At 38.5% G+C, this 22,076-nt stretch carries 24 protein-coding genes; 15 read left to right on the forward strand and 9 right to left on the reverse strand.

What is annotated here, in order from left to right:
- Positions 1-215: 215 nt before the first annotated feature.
- Complete coding sequence (locus tag PGN18_RS21670) at positions 216-737, reverse strand: 5' nucleotidase, NT5C type (RefSeq protein WP_335321666.1); 522 nt, start codon at positions 735-737, stop codon at positions 216-218.
- Between the two features lie 144 nt (positions 738-881).
- On the opposite strand from PGN18_RS21670, the gene PGN18_RS21675 reads away from it, so the two are divergent.
- The 10 genes from PGN18_RS21675 (at position 882) to PGN18_RS21720 (ending at position 6,491) form a co-directional block, all read left to right on the forward strand.
- Positions 882-1,415 (forward strand): 30S ribosomal protein S16, encoded by a 534-nt coding sequence (locus PGN18_RS21675; RefSeq protein ID WP_335321667.1) that lies wholly within the window; start codon positions 882-884, stop codon positions 1,413-1,415.
- 121 nt (positions 1,416-1,536) lie between these two features.
- Complete coding sequence (locus tag PGN18_RS21680; protein WP_335321668.1) at positions 1,537-1,692, forward strand: hypothetical protein; 156 nt, start codon at positions 1,537-1,539, stop codon at positions 1,690-1,692.
- A 68-nt stretch (positions 1,693-1,760) separates the two neighbouring features.
- Positions 1,761-2,063 (forward strand): ribosome maturation factor RimM, encoded by a 303-nt coding sequence (locus tag PGN18_RS21685; RefSeq protein WP_335321669.1) that lies wholly within the window; start codon positions 1,761-1,763, stop codon positions 2,061-2,063.
- A 120-nt stretch (positions 2,064-2,183) separates the two neighbouring features.
- On the forward strand, positions 2,184-2,657 hold the full coding sequence (locus tag PGN18_RS21690) for a hypothetical protein (RefSeq protein ID WP_335321670.1): 474 nt from the start codon (positions 2,184-2,186) through the stop codon (positions 2,655-2,657).
- Positions 2,647-2,847 (forward strand): helix-turn-helix transcriptional regulator, encoded by a 201-nt coding sequence (locus PGN18_RS21695; protein ID WP_335321671.1) that lies wholly within the window; start codon positions 2,647-2,649, stop codon positions 2,845-2,847. Before PGN18_RS21690 ends, PGN18_RS21695 begins: the two co-directional genes overlap by 11 nt.
- Positions 2,848-3,038: 191 nt before the next feature.
- Complete coding sequence (locus tag PGN18_RS21700) at positions 3,039-3,467, forward strand: hypothetical protein (protein ID WP_335321672.1); 429 nt, start codon at positions 3,039-3,041, stop codon at positions 3,465-3,467.
- 24 nt (positions 3,468-3,491) lie between these two features.
- Positions 3,492-3,956, forward strand: coding sequence for a hypothetical protein (locus PGN18_RS21705; protein WP_335321673.1), 465 nt, complete (start codon positions 3,492-3,494; stop codon positions 3,954-3,956).
- A 128-nt stretch (positions 3,957-4,084) separates the two neighbouring features.
- Positions 4,085-4,759, forward strand: a complete 675-nt coding sequence (gene trmD / locus PGN18_RS21710) for a tRNA (guanosine(37)-N1)-methyltransferase TrmD (RefSeq protein WP_335321674.1) — start codon at positions 4,085-4,087, stop codon at positions 4,757-4,759.
- Positions 4,760-4,897: 138 nt separating this feature from the next.
- Entirely contained in the window at positions 4,898-5,245 is a 348-nt protein-coding gene (gene rplS / locus PGN18_RS21715) for a 50S ribosomal protein L19 (protein WP_029274890.1), read from the forward strand.
- Between the two features lie 70 nt (positions 5,246-5,315).
- Positions 5,316-6,491, forward strand: coding sequence for a mechanosensitive ion channel family protein (locus PGN18_RS21720; RefSeq protein ID WP_335321675.1), 1,176 nt, complete (start codon positions 5,316-5,318; stop codon positions 6,489-6,491).
- 346 nt (positions 6,492-6,837) lie between these two features.
- Here PGN18_RS21720 and PGN18_RS21725 read toward each other — a convergent pair whose 3' ends face one another.
- The 3 genes from PGN18_RS21725 to PGN18_RS21735 form a co-directional block, all read right to left on the reverse strand.
- Positions 6,838-7,497, reverse strand: coding sequence for a phosphatidylserine decarboxylase family protein (locus tag PGN18_RS21725; protein WP_335321676.1), 660 nt, complete (start codon positions 7,495-7,497; stop codon positions 6,838-6,840).
- Positions 7,498-7,552: 55 nt separating this feature from the next.
- The gene (gene hpt, locus PGN18_RS21730; protein ID WP_335321677.1) at positions 7,553-8,095 is read right to left on the reverse strand and encodes a hypoxanthine phosphoribosyltransferase; all 543 of its coding nucleotides are present in this window, start codon (positions 8,093-8,095) and stop codon (positions 7,553-7,555) included.
- A 221-nt stretch (positions 8,096-8,316) separates the two neighbouring features.
- Positions 8,317-10,482, reverse strand: a complete 2,166-nt coding sequence (locus PGN18_RS21735) for a transglycosylase domain-containing protein (protein ID WP_335321678.1) — start codon at positions 10,480-10,482, stop codon at positions 8,317-8,319.
- A 131-nt stretch (positions 10,483-10,613) separates the two neighbouring features.
- Here PGN18_RS21735 and PGN18_RS21740 point away from each other — a divergent pair, with 131 nt between their 5' ends.
- The 3 genes from PGN18_RS21740 to PGN18_RS21750 are packed head-to-tail and all read left to right on the forward strand — an operon-like array spanning position 10,614 to position 12,659.
- Entirely contained in the window at positions 10,614-11,690 is a 1,077-nt protein-coding gene (locus tag PGN18_RS21740) for an Mrp/NBP35 family ATP-binding protein (RefSeq protein WP_335321679.1), read from the forward strand.
- Positions 11,691-11,724: 34 nt separating this feature from the next.
- A complete protein-coding gene (locus tag PGN18_RS21745; protein WP_335321680.1) occupies positions 11,725-11,970 on the forward strand; it encodes a NifU family protein in 246 nt (81 codons plus the stop codon).
- A gap of 53 nt (positions 11,971-12,023) precedes the next feature.
- Positions 12,024-12,659, forward strand: coding sequence for a hypothetical protein (locus PGN18_RS21750; RefSeq protein ID WP_335321681.1), 636 nt, complete (start codon positions 12,024-12,026; stop codon positions 12,657-12,659).
- A 227-nt stretch (positions 12,660-12,886) separates the two neighbouring features.
- Here PGN18_RS21750 and def read toward each other — a convergent pair whose 3' ends face one another.
- From def to PGN18_RS21770, 4 genes are all read right to left on the reverse strand, one after another.
- A complete protein-coding gene (gene def, locus PGN18_RS21755) occupies positions 12,887-13,447 on the reverse strand; it encodes a peptide deformylase (protein WP_335321715.1) in 561 nt (186 codons plus the stop codon).
- 146 nt (positions 13,448-13,593) lie between these two features.
- Positions 13,594-14,826, reverse strand: a complete 1,233-nt coding sequence (locus PGN18_RS21760; protein WP_335321682.1) for a M16 family metallopeptidase — start codon at positions 14,824-14,826, stop codon at positions 13,594-13,596.
- 26 nt (positions 14,827-14,852) lie between these two features.
- Complete coding sequence (locus PGN18_RS21765; protein ID WP_335321683.1) at positions 14,853-15,305, reverse strand: hypothetical protein; 453 nt, start codon at positions 15,303-15,305, stop codon at positions 14,853-14,855.
- Between the two features lie 130 nt (positions 15,306-15,435).
- A complete protein-coding gene (locus PGN18_RS21770) occupies positions 15,436-17,586 on the reverse strand; it encodes a S9 family peptidase (RefSeq protein ID WP_335321684.1) in 2,151 nt (716 codons plus the stop codon).
- A gap of 285 nt (positions 17,587-17,871) precedes the next feature.
- On the opposite strand from PGN18_RS21770, the gene proB reads away from it, so the two are divergent.
- Positions 17,872-18,951, forward strand: a complete 1,080-nt coding sequence (gene proB, locus PGN18_RS21775; protein ID WP_335321685.1) for a glutamate 5-kinase — start codon at positions 17,872-17,874, stop codon at positions 18,949-18,951.
- A 163-nt stretch (positions 18,952-19,114) separates the two neighbouring features.
- On the forward strand, positions 19,115-20,362 hold the full coding sequence (locus PGN18_RS21780) for a glutamate-5-semialdehyde dehydrogenase (RefSeq protein WP_335321686.1): 1,248 nt from the start codon (positions 19,115-19,117) through the stop codon (positions 20,360-20,362).
- Positions 20,363-20,657: 295 nt separating this feature from the next.
- Here the strand turns inward: PGN18_RS21780 and PGN18_RS21785 are convergent, their stop codons facing one another.
- Entirely contained in the window at positions 20,658-22,040 is a 1,383-nt protein-coding gene (locus tag PGN18_RS21785) for an MBL fold metallo-hydrolase (protein WP_335321687.1), read from the reverse strand.
- Positions 22,041-22,076 lie beyond the last annotated feature (36 nt).

A 22,076-nucleotide genomic window follows, 5' to 3' on the forward strand; every position in this document is an offset into this window, starting at 1 on the left:
CAACTGTAGGCGTTGTGGTTACTAACATAGCTTCAGTTTTATCATTAGAGCAAATCTTTTGCAAAATGTTACATCTTTCAAAAATGCGAAGGTTGAGGATTTGAAATCCTGTTGATTGAATCATGTTACAACCAAAGTATACCGGATGGAGAACGCAATATTATCCTTAGCTAGATTTCCCAGCTGTGGTTTATAATAACGGTCTACAACACGGATTATAGCAGTAAACCCGCTACCTCCTCCCAGTTATTTACGCGCTCATATTCTGTAACCAACAAATTATGCGGAGAAGTATAAAGTAAAGGCCTACCTGTAAAATTTATAAAGTTTTTAATGCGATCGTCTATAATAATATCAACATTCACAATTTTATTTCCGCAGAACATGATGTGTTGCCAATCGATGAAAGGAAAATGCTCGGCCAGCCAGTCGTATTTATCAACCAATGAATTACGGAACTCCATAGCTGCTGAAACTATGTAAACATCATATTTCTCTTGCAAAGCTTTGATTACGCGCTGACTATCAGCAATAACGTCAAGATCACGAAAAAAACCAGGCTCATTGATATATTCGAACCATTTTTGATTCACATCTTGTGGAACATGGTGATAGATTTCATTACCGGCTTCAATTTTTAAGTCTAAAGGAACATTAAAGTCACGGTTATAAAGTTTAATAAATTTTCCAACGGCATCGGCAATCACCTCGTCCATATCAATCGCAATTCTTTTCATGTGTATCTGCAAATATTTTAGGTGTAAATATCCTGAAAACAAAGAAATTAAACTATGTTTTTAATTTCCAGTATTTTAGTTATCTTTGCAGCCCCGCAGTATGAAGCTCCGGGAACTATGTTGAATACATAAATACAAAAGAAAATGGCAACTAAAATCAGATTGCAAAGATTCGGTAAAAAAGGAAAACCTTTTTTCCACGTTGTGGTAGCAGATTCTCGCTCTCCACGTGATGGTAAATTTATTGAGCGTTTAGGTTCTTACAACCCAAATACCAATCCTGCTACCATCGAAATTAACTTCGAAAAAACTTTAGCCTGGGTTAACAGTGGTGCACAACCAACTGATACTGCTCGTGCTATCCTTTCTTACAAAGGTGTTTTATATAAAAAACACTTAGAAGGTGGTGTTAAAAAAGGAGCTTTAACTCAAGAACAGGCAGATGAAAAATTTGCAGCTTGGTTAGATGCTAAAGCGGGTAAAATTTCTGGTAAAGCAGAAGGTTTAGCTACATCTAAAGCAGATGCACGTAAAGCAGCATTAGCCGCAGAAGCTAAGAAAAAAGAAGATAAGGCAGCAGCTATCGCAGCCAAAAATGCACCAGTTGTGGAAGAAGAAGCTCCAGCTGTTGAAGCTGAGGCAACTGAAGAAGCTCCTAAAGAAGAAGGCGCAGAATAGTTTTAATTATTTTGTCACATGAAATAGCGTTCCGATCTCCGGAACGCTATTTTTATTGATACCCCCTTGCCCCTAAAGGGGGGTATCAGGTAATTCCCTGTTAGGGGATTTGGGGATAAATATGAAACACGAAGAAGCATTTTATATCGGTTATGTAACCAAAACAAGAGGTTTAAAAGGAGAAGTTCAGGTATTTTTTGAGTTTGAAGAATACGAACAGCTTGATTTTGATGTGGTATTTGCTGATATGAATGGCAAACTCGTTCCTATTTTGTAGCGTCTGCAAAGCTACAAGCCAATAAAACAGGTTACTTCAACTTTGATGATGCGGATCATATCGATAAAGTGCAGCCATTATTAAAAAAGAAATTGTACCTGCCGCTGTCGCAAATGCCCGAACGCGAAGAAGGAGAACTTTTCTATACCGATTTCAAAGGGTATCTAGCTATCGATGAAACCTTGGGCGAATTGGGCGAAATCCTCGAAGTGAATGAATATCCACAGCAGTTCGTGGCCACAGTGATCTATAAAGAAACCGAAGTGCTGTTTCCGCTAAATGAAGATTTTATCTTAGAAATTGATGATGAGGAGAAAATTTTAACACTCGATTTGCCCGAGGGCTTATTAGATGTTTATCTGCAGAAATAGAAAAATATTATCTTGGTGCTTTTTGGCTTGAGGCAGTTTTGTAAAAAATAAATATCTTTTGGTAAAAAATACTTGACATGAATATCAAAAATACTTTACATTTGGTAAAAAATATTTGATATGAAAAATTCGCTATTAATTTCCAGCAAATACAAGGTATTGGGTTGGATCATTTTCATTTGCTTTGCCACACTTGGTATATTTTGCATGGTTGAAGGTTTTGAAATACCGGGCTTTCAACTCCTTTCTACTATAGAACAAACCGGTGAAGACTCTGTCAGTATGGATCTATTCGGTACCTATAACCTGACTAATGAATTGGCTTTACTCGGCATTACGGTGGGGCTTCTCATGATTGTTTTTGCCAAAGAAAAAATCGAAGATGAATTTATTTCCATGCTTAGGCTCAAAAGCCTGCAATGGGCAGTCTTATTGAGCTATATCGTCCTGATTGTGATAAATTTTACAGCCTACGGCCTGAATTTCCTTTCGTTACTGGTTTACAACTTATGGACTGTACTGATTATTTTTATCATTAGGTTTTACTGGTCGCTTTATCGATTAAAAAAAGAAGAGGTTACAGATGAAAAATAATTTACGCGTACAACGTGCTATTAAAAATATAACACAAGCTGAGCTGGCAGAACTGATTCAGGTTTCTCGTCAAACCGTTAATACGATTGAATCGGGCAAGTATGTACCCTCCACTGTACTAGCCTTAAAGATGGCCAGGGTTTTTGGGAAAGCAATTGAAGAGATTTTTGAACTGGAAGAAGGAGACTAATCATGAAAAAATCATTTATAATATGATTAAGTCTGTTGTTGACTAACCTTTGTCACGCCCAAAATTACCGCATCAAGGAGCAAATAATTGTACTTGAGGCGGATAGTTTACTCGAAAATAACATGTGCAACAAAATAATTAATTTATATAGATCTTAATTTTTATATTGGCTGTATCTAATTAATTCTTTTATGTTTAAAACACTATCTAAAGCTTTTGCGCTACTTTTGGTGGCAGCTTTATGTCAAGCCTGCGTCACGCAAAAATTATCTTTCAAAGCCAACAAGCCATTGGTTGGAATTTGGCAAAATGTTAAAGAACGTACATCTTATATCACCTATACCGAAGATGGCCATTTTTACAATAGTTACAAAGAGGGCGATAACCAGGTGATTACGCACAGTGGTAATTATAAAATTATTGGGGATGATGCCTATTTACTTGATATCACTTATGAATTGCCAAATCGAAAGTATGCACTAAAAGACCGCCAGTACATCAATCATTATGTTTTTGGAAAAGATCTGAAAAGTGTAAAGCTTTCCGGAGTGGTGTATGGTAAATCTGGTTCGGATACCCTTACGTGGGAAGAAAATATGGTAAAAGTGAACACGTTGTAGTTATTTTAAAATCTTAAAACCAGTATGATGAAAATCCTTAAATCCCTTTTTGTTTTTGTTCTTTTTTTCTTAAGCTCAAATTTTATTATCGCCCAGGAGAAAGCCACGTTATCTGATTTCGTTGGGGCATGGGAGTTTGTAAAGCCATCTGGGCAGGCTAATGCTTCGCAGCTGCCATTTTTATCAACCCTTAAAGTGTTTGATACGATGGGAAACTGTCTGCAGTTAAAAGTAACTGAAAAGGGTACAGTGGTGTGGCAAACCGCTAAAATTGAGGTAGAAAATGAGAATTTTATAAAAGAAAGTGTTAATTATTCTATCAGCGCGCCATTAAACAATACTGTTTCCAGTTTGAAATTTAAATTTTTTGATGGGCCTGACGGGAACAAGTATCTTGGCATAATGGGTGGTGCTAAACAAGTTGATGGAAAAGAAACTTATGAATGGCAGGAACTATGGCGGAAGGTAGATAAAATTAAAAAAGGCTAATATTTGTCTTAGTCAGGAGTATTTGTATCACCAAAAATTTGTCAATTAGTTTGCCGACATAAATAGGTAGGTATTGATCCCGTTTTGGTTTATTTACATTTGACGGTCAAAAGCCTTAACTTTGCCCCATGCGTTTCGATATTATTACCGTTTTACCCGCTTTATTAGAAAGCCCTTTTGCTCATTCTATTTTGCATCGTGCACAAAAAAAAGGCATTGCCGAAATTATTGTGCATAACCTGAGGGATTATGCTACCAACAAGCAAAAAAGTGTAGACGATTACCAATATGGCGGTGGTAGTGGTATGGTAATGAGCATTGAGCCTTTTGCAGCCTGTATCGAAAAACTTCAGGCGGAAAGGGAATATGATGAGGTTATATTCATGAGTCCTGATGGCGTTACTTTAAACCAGAGTACGGCCAACGAGCTATCTATTAAAAAGAACATTATTATTCTGTGTGGCCATTACAAGGGCATAGATCAGCGTATACGCGATATTTTTGTAACGAGAGAGATATCTGTTGGCGATTATGTTTTAAGTGGAGGAGAGCTTCCTGCTGCGATTGTGGTAGATGCCGTGGTGCGTTTAATTCCCGGGGTTTTGAATGACGAGACTTCTGCCCTCTCTGATAGTTTTCAGGGCGAGCTACTGGATGCACCGGTTTACACCCGGCCTGCAGATTGGCGCGGACATAAAGTGCCTGATGTTCTACTAAGCGGCCACGAGGCAAAAGTGAACGAATGGAGGCACGAACAGGCTTTGGAGCGAACTAAAACCCGCCGTCCTGACCTTTTGGAATAGAAGCAATTAACACAATCAAATGTGGAATTCATAAAGATTGTGGAAAAAATTAAAATAGGTTTTTTTTTGTCGAAAATAATCCCTAATATTGCAATCCGATTTTCACGGGATGAAATATCGATTTAATAGCTTAAAATCATGGATTTAGTAAAATTTGTTGAAGAGCAGGCCATCGCGAAAAAAGATTTTCCTGCGTTCAAGTCTGGCGATACAGTGAGCGTACACTATAAAATTCGCGAAGGTAATAAAGAACGTATTCAAATTTACCAGGGTGTTGTAATACAACGTAACAGTGCAGGTGCTAACGAAACTTTCACCGTTCGTAAAATGAGCAACGGCGTTGGTGTTGAGCGTATTTTCCCTTTTAGTTCTCCAAATATCGAGAAAGTTGAAGTGAATAGCTATGGTAAAGTTCGTAGAGCGAAGTTGTTCTATTTACGTGCTTTAACTGGTAAAGCTGCTCGTATCAAATCATTGAGAAAATAATATTCTTTATTATAAGATATAGCCTTCACGATTAATTTCGTGGAGGTTTTTTTGTTTATACCTTTGTTTCATGTTAGACTCCGCTTTTTTCGATCAGGTTTTTTGGGGTAACACCATAAAGGCTTATTTCCTTTTCGGAGGAATACTTTTTTTTGGATTAGTTTTCAAAAATATCTTCTCTAAGCTCTTAAGTAAATTGCTTTTTAGACTTTTCAGGAACTTTTCAAATCAATCACATGATGATGCTTTTGTGGCCTTACTGGTAAAACCCATAGAAGTTTTTATTCTATTAACCACACTTTATCTTTCTATCAATCAGTTAAAGCATCCTTTAGAAGTGACTGTATTTCATTACAGCAAGTTAATTGGAAAGGTTAAAGAGTCTATACCTGTTTCCATTGGCGATTGTATAGACCGGATATTTTTGTTTGGCATCATTCTTTCGGTTTTCTGGATTATTTTAAGGATAATCGATTTCATTAGCCATGTATTATTGTTTAAAGCGTCGCTGACGGAAAATAAGGCTGACGATCAATTGGTGCCTTTTTTAAAAGAACTGCTTAAAACAACGGTAATTTTTATCGGGTTTTTCACTCTGCTGGGTTTTGTTTTCGAAGTTAATGTGTTAACGCTGATTACAGGATTGGGTATTGGTGGTATTGCCATTGCTTTGGCCGCGAAAGAGAGCTTAGAAAACTTAATTGGTTCATTTACCATCTTTTTGGATAAGCCTTTTACGGTTGGCGATCTGGTAAAAGTTGACGGTGTGGAAGGTACGGTGGAAAAGGTTGGTTTCAGGAGTACCAGGATCAGAACTTCGGAAAAAACCATGGCTACCCTGCCCAACAGGGCCATGATTGACGGCGTTCTAGAGAACCTTTCGTTGCGAAATTCACGCAAGGTATCATTTGTAATCGGACTTACCTACGAAACGAGTTTAGATTCTTTAAGAAAAATCATTTTCGAAATTCAGGATTATATCAACAACCATCAGGGCACCAGCGATGATGGCAATGCTTCCTTTAAAAGCTTTGGCGATTCAAGCCTGAATGTTGAAGTTAACTATTTTGTAACCGTGCTTAATTATGCTGAATTCCTAAAAATTAGGCAGGAAATTAACCTTGAAATTATGGATATTGTGATCCGTAACAAATCAGACTTTGCTTATCCTACGCAGCGTTTAATTAGCGACAAGCCAGCGGCTTCAGCCGGTAAGGAAGAAGTGGGTAATGATGCTACAGATTAGTTCTGATCCTATGATCTTGTATTTCCACAAACCGCTGCGTAAATTAAAGAAATTACAATGTAGAAGATGTAATGGATAAGAAAAAAAGTTGCTTTTTTGGAAAGCAAGGCCTGTGAGAATGATTAAACTTTGTTCCTGCTATCCACTACGAGTCCTCTCCCGATGAAAAATCGGAATCCGGGCTTTTCCGTTGCGATCAGGCTTAGGTGGATTCTTTAGTGTTTAAAAATCCCTTTAAGCTGCCGTGGTCTGTGTCCTCACAGAACACCGTTTTATCAAGTGGTAGTAATAACAAAAAAGCCGATTTAGCATTAACTAAACCGGCTTTTTCTAAGATATTATATGCTTAACTTAAAGTCGCCAGGGTAGTGATCCCACCTTTTACAACCTGGTTTAGTTCTACATTAACTTTGGTGCCTATCGGAAGAAAAACATCAACCCGTGATCCGAATTTGATAAAACCAAACTGCTCGGTTTGTATCACCTGATCGCCTTCTTTTACATACCATACAATTCTACGGGCTAATGCACCTGCAATTTGACGAAACAACACAGGCGTGCCATTTTTATGTTCAACAACGGTGGTAGTACGCTCATTTTCAGTAGATGATTTTGGATTCCACGCTGCAAGATATTTTCCCGGGTGATACTTAAAGAACTTTACCACTCCCGAAATTGGATTGCGGTTGATGTGAACATTTACTGGCGACATAAAAATCGAAACCTGTAAACGTTTATCTTTAAAATATTCGCCTTCTTCTGTTTCTTCAATTACCACTACTTTCCCATCTGCAGGACAAATAACCAGGTTATCACCTGAAGAAAAGCTGCGGCTCGGATTACGAAAAAACTGCAGTACAATAATAAATAATGCCGCTGAAAAGATATAGATAAACCAGCGTAACCAGGTAACGTCATGATATTTATAATCAACTATAGCGTTGATTACGAAGATAAACAATATGCTTAAGGCAATGGTGGTGTAGCCTTCTTTATGTATGGTCATTGTTTTAGAAATTATTGGGCAAAGGTGCGAAAAATAAATTAATCCAATCTAAAAATTATACGCCCGTTGCTCTGTAAATATCTGTCAGGTTTCTGCCAAGGCCATTATAATCCAGGCCATAACCAACCACAAACTCATTAGGTATTTCAAAACCAACGTATTCCAGTGCTTTAATTTCATGTTTTAAAGCGCTCGGTTTAAGTAAAAGAGAAGCTACCTTAACTGAAGCCGGATTTTTCTCATTTATCGTTTTTAAAATATGTGTTAAGGTAAGGCCGGTATCAACAATATCCTCCACAATGACAACGTCTCTACCTTCAATGTTATCTGGCAATCCGATTAGTTCTTTCACATTCCCCGAACTGGATGTCCCTTCATAGGATGCAACACGCATAAAAGCAACTTCGCATGGTACATTAATCTCTTTGATTAAATCAGCCATAAAGAGAAAACTACCATTGAGCACACCGATAAATAACGGGCATTTATCCTCATAATCTACATTTATCTGGATACCTAGCAAACGGATCCTTTTGTTTAAAGTATCATTTTCTAAAAATATCTCGAACTCTTTATCCTCTACTTTTATTTTGTGCATTTTGATGTTAAATAGTTTAAACGCTGGAAAGTTGTAATGTTATTATTAGTCGTTATTTTATTGTTGAGGCAGTGGATTACTTTAATCGGCATGTTAACCAAGCATGGTAAACTGCCAATTGAAAATTGATTTAGGTTTAATTGTTAAGTTAACTAAAAACTGTAAGCCGCTAATACAAAACAAGAACTGAAAACTGCCAATTTCAAACTGAAAACGGGCTACTATTGCTCCTGGTTTTTCTCCAGTTCCTTTTGGCGTCTTCGTTCTTCCCTTCGCTCCTGTCTTAATTGCTTTTTGGTTTTAGCGGTATCGGCTGGGGTAGTTGTCTGCTTATTGTTGGCGGAGTCTTTTTTAGAATCGCCACCGAAAAGGCGTTCGAAGAAATTTTTATTTTTGTCATGTACAATTACAACAGGCAATCCATCCCCGTCATCGTCAAAAGCAGAAGTATCAACCACAGCTGTATCTGGTGCCAGGTAACGACGCAATCCTTCTCGTAATCGCACATTGTAAAAACCATAACCTGAGGTATCGCCAGGGGTTAAACCTTTTCTGGCCATAATATTACCCATAAACCTGAAATAGTTGAACATATAAGGTTTCAGGCTGCCATCGGCCATAAATTTATACATAGAAGCTTTTGGTTTAGGCACAATACTGGCCAGAAACAGCCCTTCGCCGATGGTTAAATCTGCTGGTTGTTTTCCAAAATAATACCTTGAAGCTTCCCCTATTCCATAAATATTTTGTCCCAGTTCCATGATATTGAAGTACACCTCCAGCATTCGTTGTTTACTGATGAGACGATTATGCTCGATAAGCCAAACAATCAAAATCTCTTCGGCTTTACGTGCTAAAGTTTTCTGACGGCTCAAATATACATTTTTAACCAGCTGCATGCTGATGGTACTGCCACCACGTTTAAATTTCTTTTCCTTAAAATTTACAGCAATCGATTTGCGGATTGATTCTTCAACAAAACCATTATGCGTAAAAAAAGAAGGATCTTCTGCAGTTAAAACAGCATTGATAAAATTCTTTGAAATGGCTGATAGTGGTGTAAAATTAGGGTTGGATGGGCCAATGGTAATGTCACGCATCGGCTTGCCATACTCGTAAGGTGTATATACAAAAGTATTGTTGATTTTTTGGAGATTGGTTTTGCCCCACTGCACAATTTTGAAATTAACAGGTGTTAGCGTGGAGTTGAAACGTACACTATCCGGCACTTTGATGTCCAGGTAAAAGTTGAGGTTGTATTTAACCTTGCCCTGTACTTTTAACCCTTCCAGCGATTCGAACAAGCCTTGTGGGAATGCATCTAAAACCCCTTGAGCATCCTGCTCTTCAGCATTTAGCTTTAACTCATATATTTTGTTTTTTCCTAAAGTATATTTAACGAACGGATGGATCTGTGCGTTTTTTAAATAGGCTGTAGAGGTGCTGTCTAATGCGATATAATTAGGTCCAACCAAGATATCAGCATCCAGTTTTGCACTTTGTACAATAATATCATTTGATGCAATACGCGGCTGATTGATCAACATATTTTTAACTGACCAGGAGCCAGATATCTTATAATCATCACCACTGTATTTGGCATTTTTTAATTCGGTTTGTAAGGTGTCGAAACTAAGCCTGGCGTGTAATTTACTATTAAGGTAAGGCAGTTCCAGTTTCTTTCCATCAGCATAAGCTAAAAAGTTCAGCTTTTTACTTCCCGGATCAACATAACCATTGATATGCCAGGTAGCTTCATTATTATTGACATCAATGGTTGATTTTAAATCGCCACCATCAATTATAGCATTGGTTGCAAAGCTCAATTTGGCAGTATCATGATCGTTTAGTTTGAAAACCATGTTTTTTACATCCATATCATCAGGGATTTTATATAGAACCTGATTTAAGATGTTGCTGGCTATTTCGGATAAGTTGGCTTTTTGATTGGTTTGCGTGCTGTCTTTTTTCTTGCGTTTTAAGATGAAATCGATATTTGTGGTTGAATCTTTTAGCACAACACTCACATAACCTTCTTTCAGTTTTACTTCTGAAAGTTTTACGTTGCCAAATATTAAAGGTAAAATTTTAACGCTAACACTCAGCTCCTTAATGTTTGAAAGGGTGTCGCGTTCCTTAGGAACGACAGAGATGTTTGTCATTTTAACGGTGCTAAGTCCTGCAAAATCTGCTGTTCCGATTTTAACTTCCAGGTTATAATCCCTATCGGCCTTGGCAATTGCTTTAGTCACCATTTTTTTTAGAAGTGCTTCCCTTTTGCTATAGGCTATGGCTCCAAAAGCAATACAAACAACTAAAAAAATACCTAATAACCAGGCTCCGATTTTTAAATACTTTTTGGGGATCTTAATTTTTGGTATTCGCATATAGTCGTTAAAATGATTAATTGCTTAAACGTAACAATTAAATGTTTATTTCGTGTTAAAATTACAGTTAAAAAGCCTAAATAAAAGTATTTGTGGCTATGTTTTGTTAATTTTGAATTTAAAAAAATACCATGCAGATTAGCCCGCAACAAGTTTTAGATGCGCTTAAAAATGTTGAAGACCCCGATCTTAAAAAAGATCTGGTGACCTTAAACATGATTAAAGATTTACAGATCATAGATAACCAGGTCAATTTTACATTAGAACTTACTACGCCGGCATGTCCGATGAAGGAGATGCTGAAAAATGCCTGTACCAATGCTATCAAGCATTTTGTATCAGCCACAGCAGAAGTAGCGATTAATGTAACGTCGAGGGTTACTCAGCCCAGCAATTCATCATCGTTAGATAACATCAAAAACATTATTTTGGTTTCATCTGGAAAAGGAGGTGTTGGTAAATCTACCGTAGCGAGCAATTTGGCGATTGTATTGGCTAAAGATGGTGCTAAAGTTGGCCTTATCGATGCCGATATTTACGGCCCATCTGTACCCACCATGTTCGATTTGATTGATGCCAAACCAGCTGCCGAAGAAACAGCTGATGGAAAGACCAAGATTTTACCGATCGAAAAGTATGGTATTAAATTGTTATCTCTTGGTTTTTTTGCAGATCCCGGCCAGCCTGTGCCATGGCGTGGACCAATGGCATCAAATGCGGTAAAACAATTATTCAATGATACCAATTGGGGAGAACTGGATTATCTGGTCGTAGATCTTCCACCTGGAACGGGCGATATTCACATCACCATTACGCAAAGTTTCCCCATTTCGGGTGCGGTTGTGGTTACCACACCACAACAGGTTGCATTGGCTGATACGCACAAAGGTTTGGCAATGTTCAGAATGCCGGGGATTAATATCCCAATTTTGGGTGTTATAGAAAATATGTCATATTTTACGCCAGCCGAGTTGCCAGAGAACAAATATTATATTTTCGGAAAAGGTGGCGGTACGGAACTCGCAGCACGTTTTGACGTACCTTTTTTAGGAGAGATTCCAATTGTTCAGAGTATCGCCGAAGCTGGAGACGAGGGAAAACCAGTAGCGCTAAATCAAAACCCATTATTGGATGATATATTTGGGGATATCGCTAGTAAAATTGCGCAACAGATATCCATTAACAATGCACAAATGGTGAATTGCTAAAAAATTACTATTTTTATAAATTAAAATATATATAATGAATTTAACAGAAGAAGTAGAACAGGCATTGGAAACCATCAGGCCGTATTTGAAGGCAGATGGGGGTGATGTTTCTGTTGAAGAAATTACAGCCGAAGGAACGGTAAAGCTTAAACTTTTAGGTAACTGCGGTTCTTGCCCAATGAGTTTTATGACAATGAAATCTGGTATTGAACAAGCCATTATGAAAGCTGTTCCTCAGGTTACTTCAGTCGTAGCCGTCAACATGGCTGAACAAGAATAAGCTTTAACACTATTTAACAAGGAAGTTTTATTAATAAAATTACTTTTGTATTAATGAGATATTGTGTTATCCTGATTTGCCTGATTTTATCTATAGCCGCTTCTGCACAGCAAAAGCCGGTTCAGGATAAATTAATTCAGTTTTCTGGGATTATTACCGATATCGACAGCTCAAATGTAATACCTTATGTCACCATCACCAATCTTTCTGCCAGAAGTAAAAGGGTTGGTGCCGATTATAGGGGATACTTTACTTTTATTGTTAACCCTGGCGATACGATACTATTTACTGCCATTGGTTACAAAAAGTTTTCTACCGTAATACCTCAGAGTACGCCAGATAGTAAGTATACCATTATGGTTAAACTGAAAGCCAATGTGATCGATTTACCTTCGGTACGCGTTTTCCCTTGGGCAACCACTGAAGAATTTACCCGTGAATTTTTATCAATGAAACTGGCGGATGATGATATGGCGATAGCAAAAAAGAACCTTTCGCGTTCGTCAATTGATGGTTTGATCCAAACGTTGCCACGCGATGGACAGGAAATCGGTAGTCAGAATTATCGTTATAATTTTGATAGGATGATCAATAAGAATATGGTGCAAACCAATCCACTACTTAATCCTTTCGCCTGGGGTAAGCTGATGCAGCAGATCTTTGATGGCGATAAGAGCAGGACGAATTAGTCTTGAGTCCTAAAGTCTGGAGTCCTTGGTCTATTCATACGAGTTTATTTATACTACCGTCATCTCGCTGAAACATAGAGTTTATTTAACTTGAAAGACCCTGAAACGCCCGTCCGACTGGCCGGGCGGAAGTTCAGGATGACGGAATACAAAGAAATTGATGAGGAAAATCAGGAACGAAAAAGGGAAAACGTTTTCTTTTTCCCTTTAAAATCTTCCATCAAAAGCTATCTTTTCTTGCTCTTGTTCGGAAATTTCATTTCGTAGTCTGTTTTGATATTTCCTTTCGAAATGGCATCTAATTTACTTTTAAGCATGGTTTTACGTAAAACACTTACTTTATCGGTAAATAACTTACCTTCAATATGATCATATTCATGCTGGATTACACGTGCAGGCATTCCATCAACATCATCAGTATGCTCTACCCAATTTTCATCAAAATAGGTAATTTTGATATTGGGTTTACGCATGATATTTTCGCGGATATCAGGAATACTTAAACAGCCTTCATTAAAACTCCAGGCTTCGCCTGTTTCTTCCAGAATTTCAGCATTGATAAATACCTTTTTATAGCCAGGATTCCCGTCTTCATCTTCACCGGTATCTACAATAAACAAACGAATCGGCAAACCAATCTGCGGTGCAGCCAGGCCTACACCATTGGCGTGATACATGGTGTCGAACATATCGCTGATTAATTTTTCTAATTCTGGATAATCTTTATCAATATCGGTGCAAACCTTTTTTAAAACCGGATCGCCGTAAGCTACTATTGGTAATTTCATGGTATTGTATTTTTTCAGAAGTAAATCTGAACTCATTAATTATTATAATATGGTGTCAGCCTGAGCCTGTTGAAAACCTATTGTTAAGTCCCCCTACAGGCTAATGAAGACAAACAAAAAGATATTTGACTTACAAAAATAACAATTTATTCCTCTATTGGGCAGAAAGTAAAGACATTCAGTTGATCAGTATCTAAAATCTCATTGGCAACATTTGCCATTTGCTTGGTGGTAACGGCATTTATTTTCTCAAAAACAGTTTCCAAAGAATCGATTTTGTTATGATCGATCAGGCTTTTAGCCATTGAAATGATTAAACCAATTCTGTTTTCTTCACCCAACGCAATCTGTCCGATAAACTTGTTTTTCGCTTTTTGTAACTGCAATTCATTTAAAGGATGTTCGCGGAGTTTTTTGATCTCCTTAAAGATTAAAGAGAGTGCTTTGGCTTGTTTTTCTTTATCTGTTCCGAAGTAAATAGAAAAAATCCCAGTATCACTTAATGGAGAAAAATTTGACTCGATGGTATAAGCAATCCCGTATTTCTCCCTGATCTGCAGATTTAATACAGAGCTCATTCCATTGCCGCCAAAGTAATTATTCAACAGCATTAATGGGACTTTTTGCGATTGGTGTGTGGAATAGGCCTGTGTGCCCAAAATGCAGTGTGCCTGCATAATTGGTTTGTAAATGGTGGTATTGTTTGGTGGAAGTGTGGTTGGTTTAACCCTCGCTTTGTTTGGGCTACTCTCTTTAACATCGGCAAAATGTTTGCTCCCTTTGCTTACCACTTTATTTAAATTGTAATTGCCTAACACAGCCACTACAATTTCATTTGTGCGGTAATTGGCCTTTCTGAAGTTGATTACATCCTCGCGGGTAAAATTTTGAACGGTTTCTGTTGTACCCAAAATGTTATTACCCAAAGCATGACCAGTGAAAAGCATATCTTCAAAATCGTCGTTAATCGCTTCTTCAGGTTGATCCAGATAAGAAGAAATTTCGTCCAGAATTACACTCTTCTCTTTTTCCATTTCCTCTTCGGGAAAAGTTGAATGGAAAAGAATATCGTTGAAAAGATCTAAGGTTCTATCTAAATAAGGATTTAAAAAAGAAGCATGTATGCAGGTATATTCTTTAGTGGTATAGGCATTTAAATCAGCCCCAACACTTTCTAAACGATTTAAAATCTGGTTGGTGCTTCGTTTTTCGGTACGCTTAAAAATTAAATGCTCAATAAAGTGCGCTAAACCTGCTTTGCCTTCAGGCTCGTCACGTGATCCTGTATTAACGATGATGCATGCGTGAGATATGGCAGAGGCCGCGGGCACGTGTAATAAGCGAATGCCGTTTGGCAAAGTGTGAACATTGTATTCCATTGAGGGGCAAAGATAAGGCTAATTGCTTATAAAGACCCTGAATTTGGATGTTGCAATTGTAAGGTGGAAATCAATTTATCTTTTGTTGGTCGCTTCAGTACCAAAAATATAAAATTGGCTGCCCCGAAAATCAAAAAGAACGAATTGCGTGTCATAAAGAAACCGACGATATTGAAAAGTGCTCCTCCTTCCAGTAAAGCTGAACTAATGATAAATGCACTTTGGTACATGTTGATTTTAATATCATCAAAAGCTGTTTTATCGATCTTGGTTATTAAATTTCGGTAAAAAAAGATGCTTGCAGAGAGGGTGATTAATCCCATAACCGGAAATATAGGGTTAAAAGGTGCAGTGGTTTTAGGATCGGCATCGAAAAACATGACTTCACGGTTTAGAAATATCGTTACTAATGCAAAAAGTAATACGCCGGAGCATAGCGCAAGGTGGATGGTCTGAAGTGTTTTTAGTTTGGTATTCATTGTAGGATGATATAAGTTATGATTCAAATTTTAAAAAAGGATGGTCGTCATTCCCAACTTGATTGGGAAACCTAAAGCGGTTATGCATTAAGATTCCCGCCTGCGCGGGAATGACGAGCTGTGTGAGAAATTATTTCGTTATCCCCTCCAACGAGAATAAAAACGTCCAGCGCAATGCCACATCTTTCAAATAATCAAAACGGCCTGATGCACCACCATGGCCAAACTCCATGTTGGTTTTAAGTAGCAGAACATTTTTGTCGGTTTTGGTGGCCCTTAATTTAGCGACCCATTTTGCAGGCTCGAAATATTGCACCTGGCTATCATGTAAGCCTGTGGTGACCAACATATTCGGGTAAGCTTTTTTCTCAATATTTTCGTAAGGGGAATAGCTTTTCATGTAATCGTAAGCTGCTTTTTGTTTTGGGTTGCCCCATTCATCAAATTCGTTCGTGGTGAGCGGAATACTTTCATCCAGCATCGTATTAATTACATCTACAAAAGGAACATCAGCAATAAGACCGTTCCATAAATCAGGCGCCATGTTGGCTACAGCACCCATTAATAAACCGCCAGCACTACCACCATGACCATATAAATGGCCTTTTGAGGTATATTTCTGATCAATTAGATACTCCCCTGCTGCAATAAAATCAGTAAAAGTGTTTTTCTTTTTCATCAGCTTTCCATCTTCATACCATTGTCGACCCATTTCCTGTCCACCACGAATATTGGCTATAGCAAATACAAAGCCCCGATCTAGCAAACTTAAACGAGGAGAAGAGAAATAAACATCCGAATTTGAACCATAAGAACCATAGCCATAAAGCAATAATGGCGATTCACCGTTCCTTTCGAAGCCCTTTTTATAAACTAGTGCAATGGGCACTTTGGTACCGTCTTTAGCGGTTGCGAAAACACGTTCTGTAACATAATCTTTTGGATGATAGCCGCCCAAAACCTCCTGTTGTTTCATTAATTTCTGATCTTTCTTATTAAGGTCATAATCGTAAACCGAGCTGGGCGTAGTTAATGATGTATAATTGTAACGCAATGTAGTGCTATTGTATTCTGGATTTGCGCCAACGCCTACATCGTACACAGGTTCATCAAATTTAATGTAATAATCGTTTTTGTCTTTCTTCAATACACGCAATTCGGTTAATCCGTTTTTACGCTCAGATAAAACAGTAAAATCTTTAAATTCTTCAACACTTTCCAATAAAACATCGTTACGGTGCGGAATCACTTCCTGCCAGTTTTCTTTTTCGGTTTTATCCAGAGGACATTCCATTAAACGAAAATTCTTAGCGTTCCAGTTGGTTAAGATCAAAAATTTATCACCAACTGGCATCACATTATAAAGAACATCCTTTGAGCGGGCCGCAAAAACTTTAAAAGGGCTTTTCGGATGGTCAGCATCAATCATTTTGTATTCAGAAGTTAAGGTTCCTTGTGAAGCAATGAAGATATATCTGCCGTTTTTCGATTTGCCTACCCCGATATAGTTCGTGTTATCTTTCTCATCGTAAACCACCGCATCCGTTTTGGCATCTGCACCGAGCACATGTTTCTTAATTTTTTCACTCAATAGTGTAACCGGGTTTTTTGACGTATAAAAGAACGTTTTATTATCATTTGCCCAAGCTACCCCACCTTCTGTATTGGTAATGGCATCTTTTAAAATTTCTCCCGTTTCTAAATTTTTAACATTAATGGTATACTGCCGGCGTGAAACCTGATCGACCCCAAAAGCTAAAAGTTTGTTATCGGGGCTCACATTAAACCCGGTTGCACTGTAATAGGAATGGCCTTTTGCCAGTTGATCTACATCCAGCAAAACTTGTTCTGGAGCAGATAAACTTCCTTTTTTGCGGCAATATTTAAAATATTGCTGACCATCTTCTGTGCGTGAGTAATAATAGTACCCATTTCTAAAAACCGGAACGGATTCGTCTTTTTCTTTAATCCGGCCTTTCATTTCCTTAAACAGATCGGCCTGAAACTTTTCGGTACTTTTCATCATGGTATCCAGATAAGCATTTTCTGCTTTCAGGTAATTCACAACCTTCGTACTATCGGGACCTTTTTTAAAATAATCGATCATCCAATAATAGTTATCTATTACAGTATCGCCATGGATTACTCTTTGGTGCGGAATAATTTCTGCTACCGGAGCTTTGGCTTCAGGCCACTTTATTGCTTTCATTTCTTTCTTTTGAGGGTGATTACAGGCCGTGACTGCACTTAGCAAGATCAGGCTGGGTAAGATACGTTTCATCGCAGTTTGATTTAGGATCAACTGCAATTTAATGAAATAGTTTATTAGTTCAATAGTCATTAGTTTATTAGTGGTTAACCGGTTAATTATTTAAATGGTCAACGATGTTAGCCTCAGGTACTTCCGACCCCGTTCATCAGACTTCAGACTCATAACTTAATCAATGCCAATCGTTTAGCGCTAAATCCAATTATGATTTTCGCAAAAATCCATCAAGCCTATAGATAATCATTTGAATTAGAAAAATTGATGTTAAATTGCCTCATCAAATTGCTTTAAATAATAATGAAATCAGGTTACAAAAAGATAGTTGTTAAAATTGGTTCTAATGTCATTACACAGGCGAATGGTTTGCCTGATGAAGCGAGGATTAAACACCTTGTAAATCAATTGGCAGATATTAAAAAGCAGGGTATCGAAGTAATTTTGGTTTCTTCGGGTGCAGTAGCCTCAGGCAGAAGTTTGATTAAAGTATCCGAAAAACAAGACGCTGTAACTACCAGACAACTATTGGCGGCTATTGGTCAGGTGAAGCTGATTAATACCTACTCCAATTTCTTTGCAGCACATGCGCTACAATGTGCACAGGTTTTGGTTACCAAAGAAGACTTCCGCGACCGGGCGCATTACCTGAACATGAAAAATTGCCTGCAGATTTTGCTGCAGAACGAGGTAATCCCTGTAGTGAATGAAAATGATGTGGTTTCGGTAACCGAGCTGATGTTTACCGATAACGATGAACTTGCCGGATTAATTGCATCTATGTTAAATGCCGATGCGCTGATTATTTTATCGAATGTGAATGGCATTTATAATGGCGATCCGAAAGTTGAGGGCTCGGCTGTTATTGAGGAAATTAGTGGTTCGGTTGCTAATCTGGCCTCTTTTATTCAAACAGGAAAATCGCAGTTTGGCCGTGGCGGAATGATCACCAAATCGACCATGGCGCAAAAAGTGGCTAAACTGGGCATAGCCGTTCATATTGCCAACGGAACTAAGGATGAGGTGCTAACTTTGCTATTAAACAATGAGTTGATACATACGCGCTTTGTTCCCGAAAAAAGCAAATCGGGTAAGAAAAAATGGATTGCCCATTCTGAAACCGCGGCAACCGGTGTGGTGAAATTAAATGATGGGGCAAAAACCGTCTTGACCTCGGGCAAAGCAACCAGTTTATTGCCTGTAGGGATTATTGAAATACGAACAGACTTTTTAAAAGGTGATATTATTAAAATTATTGATGAAAAGAACAACCTGATTGGATTAGGCATTGCAGAATATGGATCGGATAAGGCCAGAGAACGTATCGGACAGAAGAAGCAAAAAGCACTAGTGCATTACGATTATTTTTATTCGGCTATTTAATTCTTTCATTCATCACCCTGAACTTCCGCCCGGCCAGTCGGACGGGTGTTTCAGGGTCTTAGCAGTAAAGATGCTGACCACGCAGTAGCTACAAGGCAATTAAAAATACTAGTACTACTTGTAAAATAAATTCAGCATGACGGATCTAACTAAAAAAGAAAAAATGGATTACAAACAATACTTCGAAAAAGCAAAACAGGCAGGTCGTGCGTTGATTAGCCTGGGCAAAGAAACAACAGATGCTGTTCTAACAGATCTGGCTGTTGCTTTATTGGCCAATACAGCTGAAATTCTTAATGAAAATGCAAAGGATTTAGCTAAAATGCCTATTGGAGATCCTAAATACGATAGGTTAAAGTTGAGCGCAGCGCGCATTGCTGATATCGCTAATGACCTTAAAAATGTGGCAAGCTTAAATAGCCCTTTGGGTAAAGTTCTTTCAGATAAAATATTGGATAATCGACTTCATATACAAAAGGTTAGTGTGCCTTTAGGTGTTGTGGGGGTAATTTATGAAGCCCGTCCAAACGTTACTGCCGATGTATTTTCGCTTTGCTTTAAAACCAGAAATGTTGCAGTGTTAAAAGGGGGCAGCGATGCTGAATTTTCCAACCTAGCCGTTGCGAAAGTAATACATGAGGTATTGGATAGCCATAAAATTAATCGGGATGTGTTGACCTTATTGCCTCCAGAAAGGGCTGCAACAGAAGCTTTGTTAGATGCACGGGGTTTTGTGGACGTATTGATTCCGAGGGGAAGCCAATCGTTAATTAACTACGTTCGCGAAAACAGTAAAATCCCGGTTATTGAAACAGGTGCTGGAATTGTGCATACCTATTTTGATGAAACAGGTGATTTGGAGAAAGGTAAAGCAATTATTTTTAATGCTAAAACGAGGAGGGTAAGCGTTTGTAACTCATTAGACTGCGTGTTGATTAACGAAAATAGATTGAATGATCTGCCTGCACTTCTATCTCCCCTAGCGGATGGAAAGGTAGAATTATTCGCCGACGAAAAAAGCTACGAAGCATTAAGGTTTTCATATCCCTTGTATCTATTGAATAAAGCTACACCTGAGCATTTCGGAACAGAGTTTTTATCATTGAAGCTAGCTGTTAAAGTGGTAAAGGATTTAGCAGAAGCATTGAATCACATTGCTGATTATAGCTCTAAACATAGTGAAGCCATTATTTCTGAAGATGCTACCCATATCGATCAGTTTTTAAATGAAGTAGATGCCGCTGCGGTGTATGCCAATGCCTCAACAGGTTTTACTGATGGTGCACAGTTTGGCCTCGGAGCTGAAATCGGAATTAGTACCCAAAAACTTCATGCCCGCGGACCAATGGGTTTGGAAGAATTAACCAGTTACAAATGGGTGGTTAGGGGTAATGGGCAAGTGAGGAAGTGATGTTTGATGGAAGATGGAAAAGGGATGATAGAATGAATAAGCAATGATCAATTTGAAATGCCAAATAGCTGCTGTTTGTAACATCATCATATTGAGCGGAGTGCAATGCAGCTAAGTTATTCAGGATATCGTCACCCTGGACTTCCGCCCGGCCAGTCGGACGGCGTTTCAGGGTCTTTCATGCTGAATAGATCTCTCTCCGCCTGTACGGGCAGGCCTGTCCGCACAGGCGGGCATTCCACTGCGTTACAGTCGAGAGGACGACTTTATATACCGGAAATTCAAACTCAGTGAATTATAACTCAAAAGAAGCTCCCCTTTCGGGTACTTCTACATTAAAACCATCTCCTTGCAGGGCCAGCGATAAACTTTCCAGACTTTTATCTTCACCATGAACAAGGAATACCTTTTTAGGCTGACCTGTTTGTTTAATTGTTTTTACCAGGTCGTTATGATCGCCGTGACCGCTTAACAGGTCGGTTTGGCGGATGGTTGCGTAAACCATCATTTCGCGGTCTTTGATGCGCACGATGGGTGCTCCGCTTAATAATTTATATCCTAACGTTCCTTTTGCACAATAACCAATAAATAGAATGGTGCAATAATAGTTCTGGATATTATAATACAAGTGATCCTGAATCCTGCCCCCCTCTAGCATGCCAGCAGAAGAAATAATGATGCAGGGATCGAAATAATTGGAAACATCTTTACTTTCTTTCATGGTTTGAACATAAGCCAGGTGCTCAAATTCAAATTCATCACCCATAGTTTGGTAAAAATCTTTCGCCTCCTGATTCACCAGGTTATGATGTTTGCGATAAACCTCAGTAGCCTGGATGGCCATTGGGCTATCCACAAAAATCTGAATAGGTGGCAACAGTTTTTTAGTAAATATCTGGTTTAAGGCAAACACCAGCGATTGTGTACGGCCAATACTAAATGCGGGAATAATCAGCCTGCCAGGGCTTTTGATACAAGCTTCAGTAATTTCCTGAACCAGGCGTTCTTCCAATGTCTGGTCTTTGGTATGCATTCTGCCCCCGTAAGTCGCCTCGCTTACCACATAATCTACCTCTGGCAGAGGTTCCGGGTTAACCAACACCGGGTAGTTCTCTCTACCGATGTCGCCTGTGAAAGCAATTTTCTTTTCTACGCCCTCATCGTTTATTGTTAAAATGGCTGCAGCAGCACCTAATAAATGGCCAACTGGTACAAAGGTTAAGCTAATATCGCCATTAATCTTAAACGGTTTGTTAAAAGCAATGGTTACAAACCGATCAATGGTATCCATTACATGTTTATGGAGGTATAGCGGTTTTGGTCCGCTAAAATTGCCACGTTTAGTACGCGGTTTCCGGCCTGCTTTTCTTAAAAAGAGTTCAACGGAATCGAATAATAATATCGAGGTAAGATCGGCTGTTGGTGGTGTACAAAGTACCTGACCCTCAAAACCCATCCGAACCAGTGTTGGCAAGTTACCAGAGTGATCGATATGGGCATGGGTTAAAATGACCAGGTTTATACTGGCCGGATCGAAGGGGAATTGTTGGTTTTCTTCCTGATAGGTTTCTTTCTCATAATCTAATCCGCAATCTATCAGTATTTTATAATGATCAATTTCAAGCAGGTGCATACTGCCGGTTACTTGTTGCGCTGCGCCCCAAAACGTTAACTTCATCTTCTTATCTATCGCGTAAAATCTTTAGCCGTAAAG

The organism is Pedobacter terrae (genome assembly GCF_036946585.1).
Classification (GTDB): domain Bacteria; phylum Bacteroidota; class Bacteroidia; order Sphingobacteriales; family Sphingobacteriaceae; genus Pedobacter; species Pedobacter terrae_C.

Excerpts from the sequence above, each read along its gene's own strand:
- PGN18_RS21785 (WP_335321687.1), bottom strand. The coding sequence starts at position 22,040 with ATGAAGTTAACGTTTTGGGGCGCAGCGCAACAAGTAACCGGCAGTATG.
- PGN18_RS21740 (WP_335321679.1), top strand. The coding sequence starts at position 10,614 with ATGCAGATTAGCCCGCAACAAGTTTTAGATGCGCTTAAAAATGTTGAA.
- PGN18_RS21670 (WP_335321666.1), bottom strand. The coding sequence starts at position 737 with ATGAAAAGAATTGCGATTGATATGGACGAGGTGATTGCCGATGCCGTT.
- trmD (WP_335321674.1), top strand. The coding sequence starts at position 4,085 with ATGCGTTTCGATATTATTACCGTTTTACCCGCTTTATTAGAAAGCCCT.
- PGN18_RS21675 (WP_335321667.1), top strand. The coding sequence starts at position 882 with ATGGCAACTAAAATCAGATTGCAAAGATTCGGTAAAAAAGGAAAACCT.
- PGN18_RS21690 (WP_335321670.1), top strand. The coding sequence starts at position 2,184 with ATGAAAAATTCGCTATTAATTTCCAGCAAATACAAGGTATTGGGTTGG.
- PGN18_RS21750 (WP_335321681.1), top strand. The coding sequence starts at position 12,024 with ATGAGATATTGTGTTATCCTGATTTGCCTGATTTTATCTATAGCCGCT.
- PGN18_RS21770 (WP_335321684.1), bottom strand. The coding sequence starts at position 17,586 with ATGAAACGTATCTTACCCAGCCTGATCTTGCTAAGTGCAGTCACGGCC.
- PGN18_RS21720 (WP_335321675.1), top strand. The coding sequence starts at position 5,316 with ATGTTAGACTCCGCTTTTTTCGATCAGGTTTTTTGGGGTAACACCATA.
- PGN18_RS21695 (WP_335321671.1), top strand. The coding sequence starts at position 2,647 with ATGAAAAATAATTTACGCGTACAACGTGCTATTAAAAATATAACACAA.
- PGN18_RS21725 (WP_335321676.1), bottom strand. The coding sequence starts at position 7,497 with ATGACCATACATAAAGAAGGCTACACCACCATTGCCTTAAGCATATTG.
- proB (WP_335321685.1), top strand. The coding sequence starts at position 17,872 with ATGAAATCAGGTTACAAAAAGATAGTTGTTAAAATTGGTTCTAATGTC.
- PGN18_RS21700 (WP_335321672.1), top strand. The coding sequence starts at position 3,039 with ATGTTTAAAACACTATCTAAAGCTTTTGCGCTACTTTTGGTGGCAGCT.
- PGN18_RS21745 (WP_335321680.1), top strand. The coding sequence starts at position 11,725 with ATGAATTTAACAGAAGAAGTAGAACAGGCATTGGAAACCATCAGGCCG.
- PGN18_RS21780 (WP_335321686.1), top strand. The coding sequence starts at position 19,115 with ATGGATTACAAACAATACTTCGAAAAAGCAAAACAGGCAGGTCGTGCG.
- rplS (WP_029274890.1), top strand. The coding sequence starts at position 4,898 with ATGGATTTAGTAAAATTTGTTGAAGAGCAGGCCATCGCGAAAAAAGAT.
- PGN18_RS21760 (WP_335321682.1), bottom strand. The coding sequence starts at position 14,826 with ATGGAATACAATGTTCACACTTTGCCAAACGGCATTCGCTTATTACAC.
- PGN18_RS21765 (WP_335321683.1), bottom strand. The coding sequence starts at position 15,305 with ATGAATACCAAACTAAAAACACTTCAGACCATCCACCTTGCGCTATGC.
- PGN18_RS21735 (WP_335321678.1), bottom strand. The coding sequence starts at position 10,482 with ATGCGAATACCAAAAATTAAGATCCCCAAAAAGTATTTAAAAATCGGA.
- PGN18_RS21705 (WP_335321673.1), top strand. The coding sequence starts at position 3,492 with ATGATGAAAATCCTTAAATCCCTTTTTGTTTTTGTTCTTTTTTTCTTA.
- PGN18_RS21680 (WP_335321668.1), top strand. The coding sequence starts at position 1,537 with ATGAAACACGAAGAAGCATTTTATATCGGTTATGTAACCAAAACAAGA.
- hpt (WP_335321677.1), bottom strand. The coding sequence starts at position 8,095 with ATGCACAAAATAAAAGTAGAGGATAAAGAGTTCGAGATATTTTTAGAA.
- def (WP_335321715.1), bottom strand. The coding sequence starts at position 13,447 with ATGAAATTACCAATAGTAGCTTACGGCGATCCGGTTTTAAAAAAGGTT.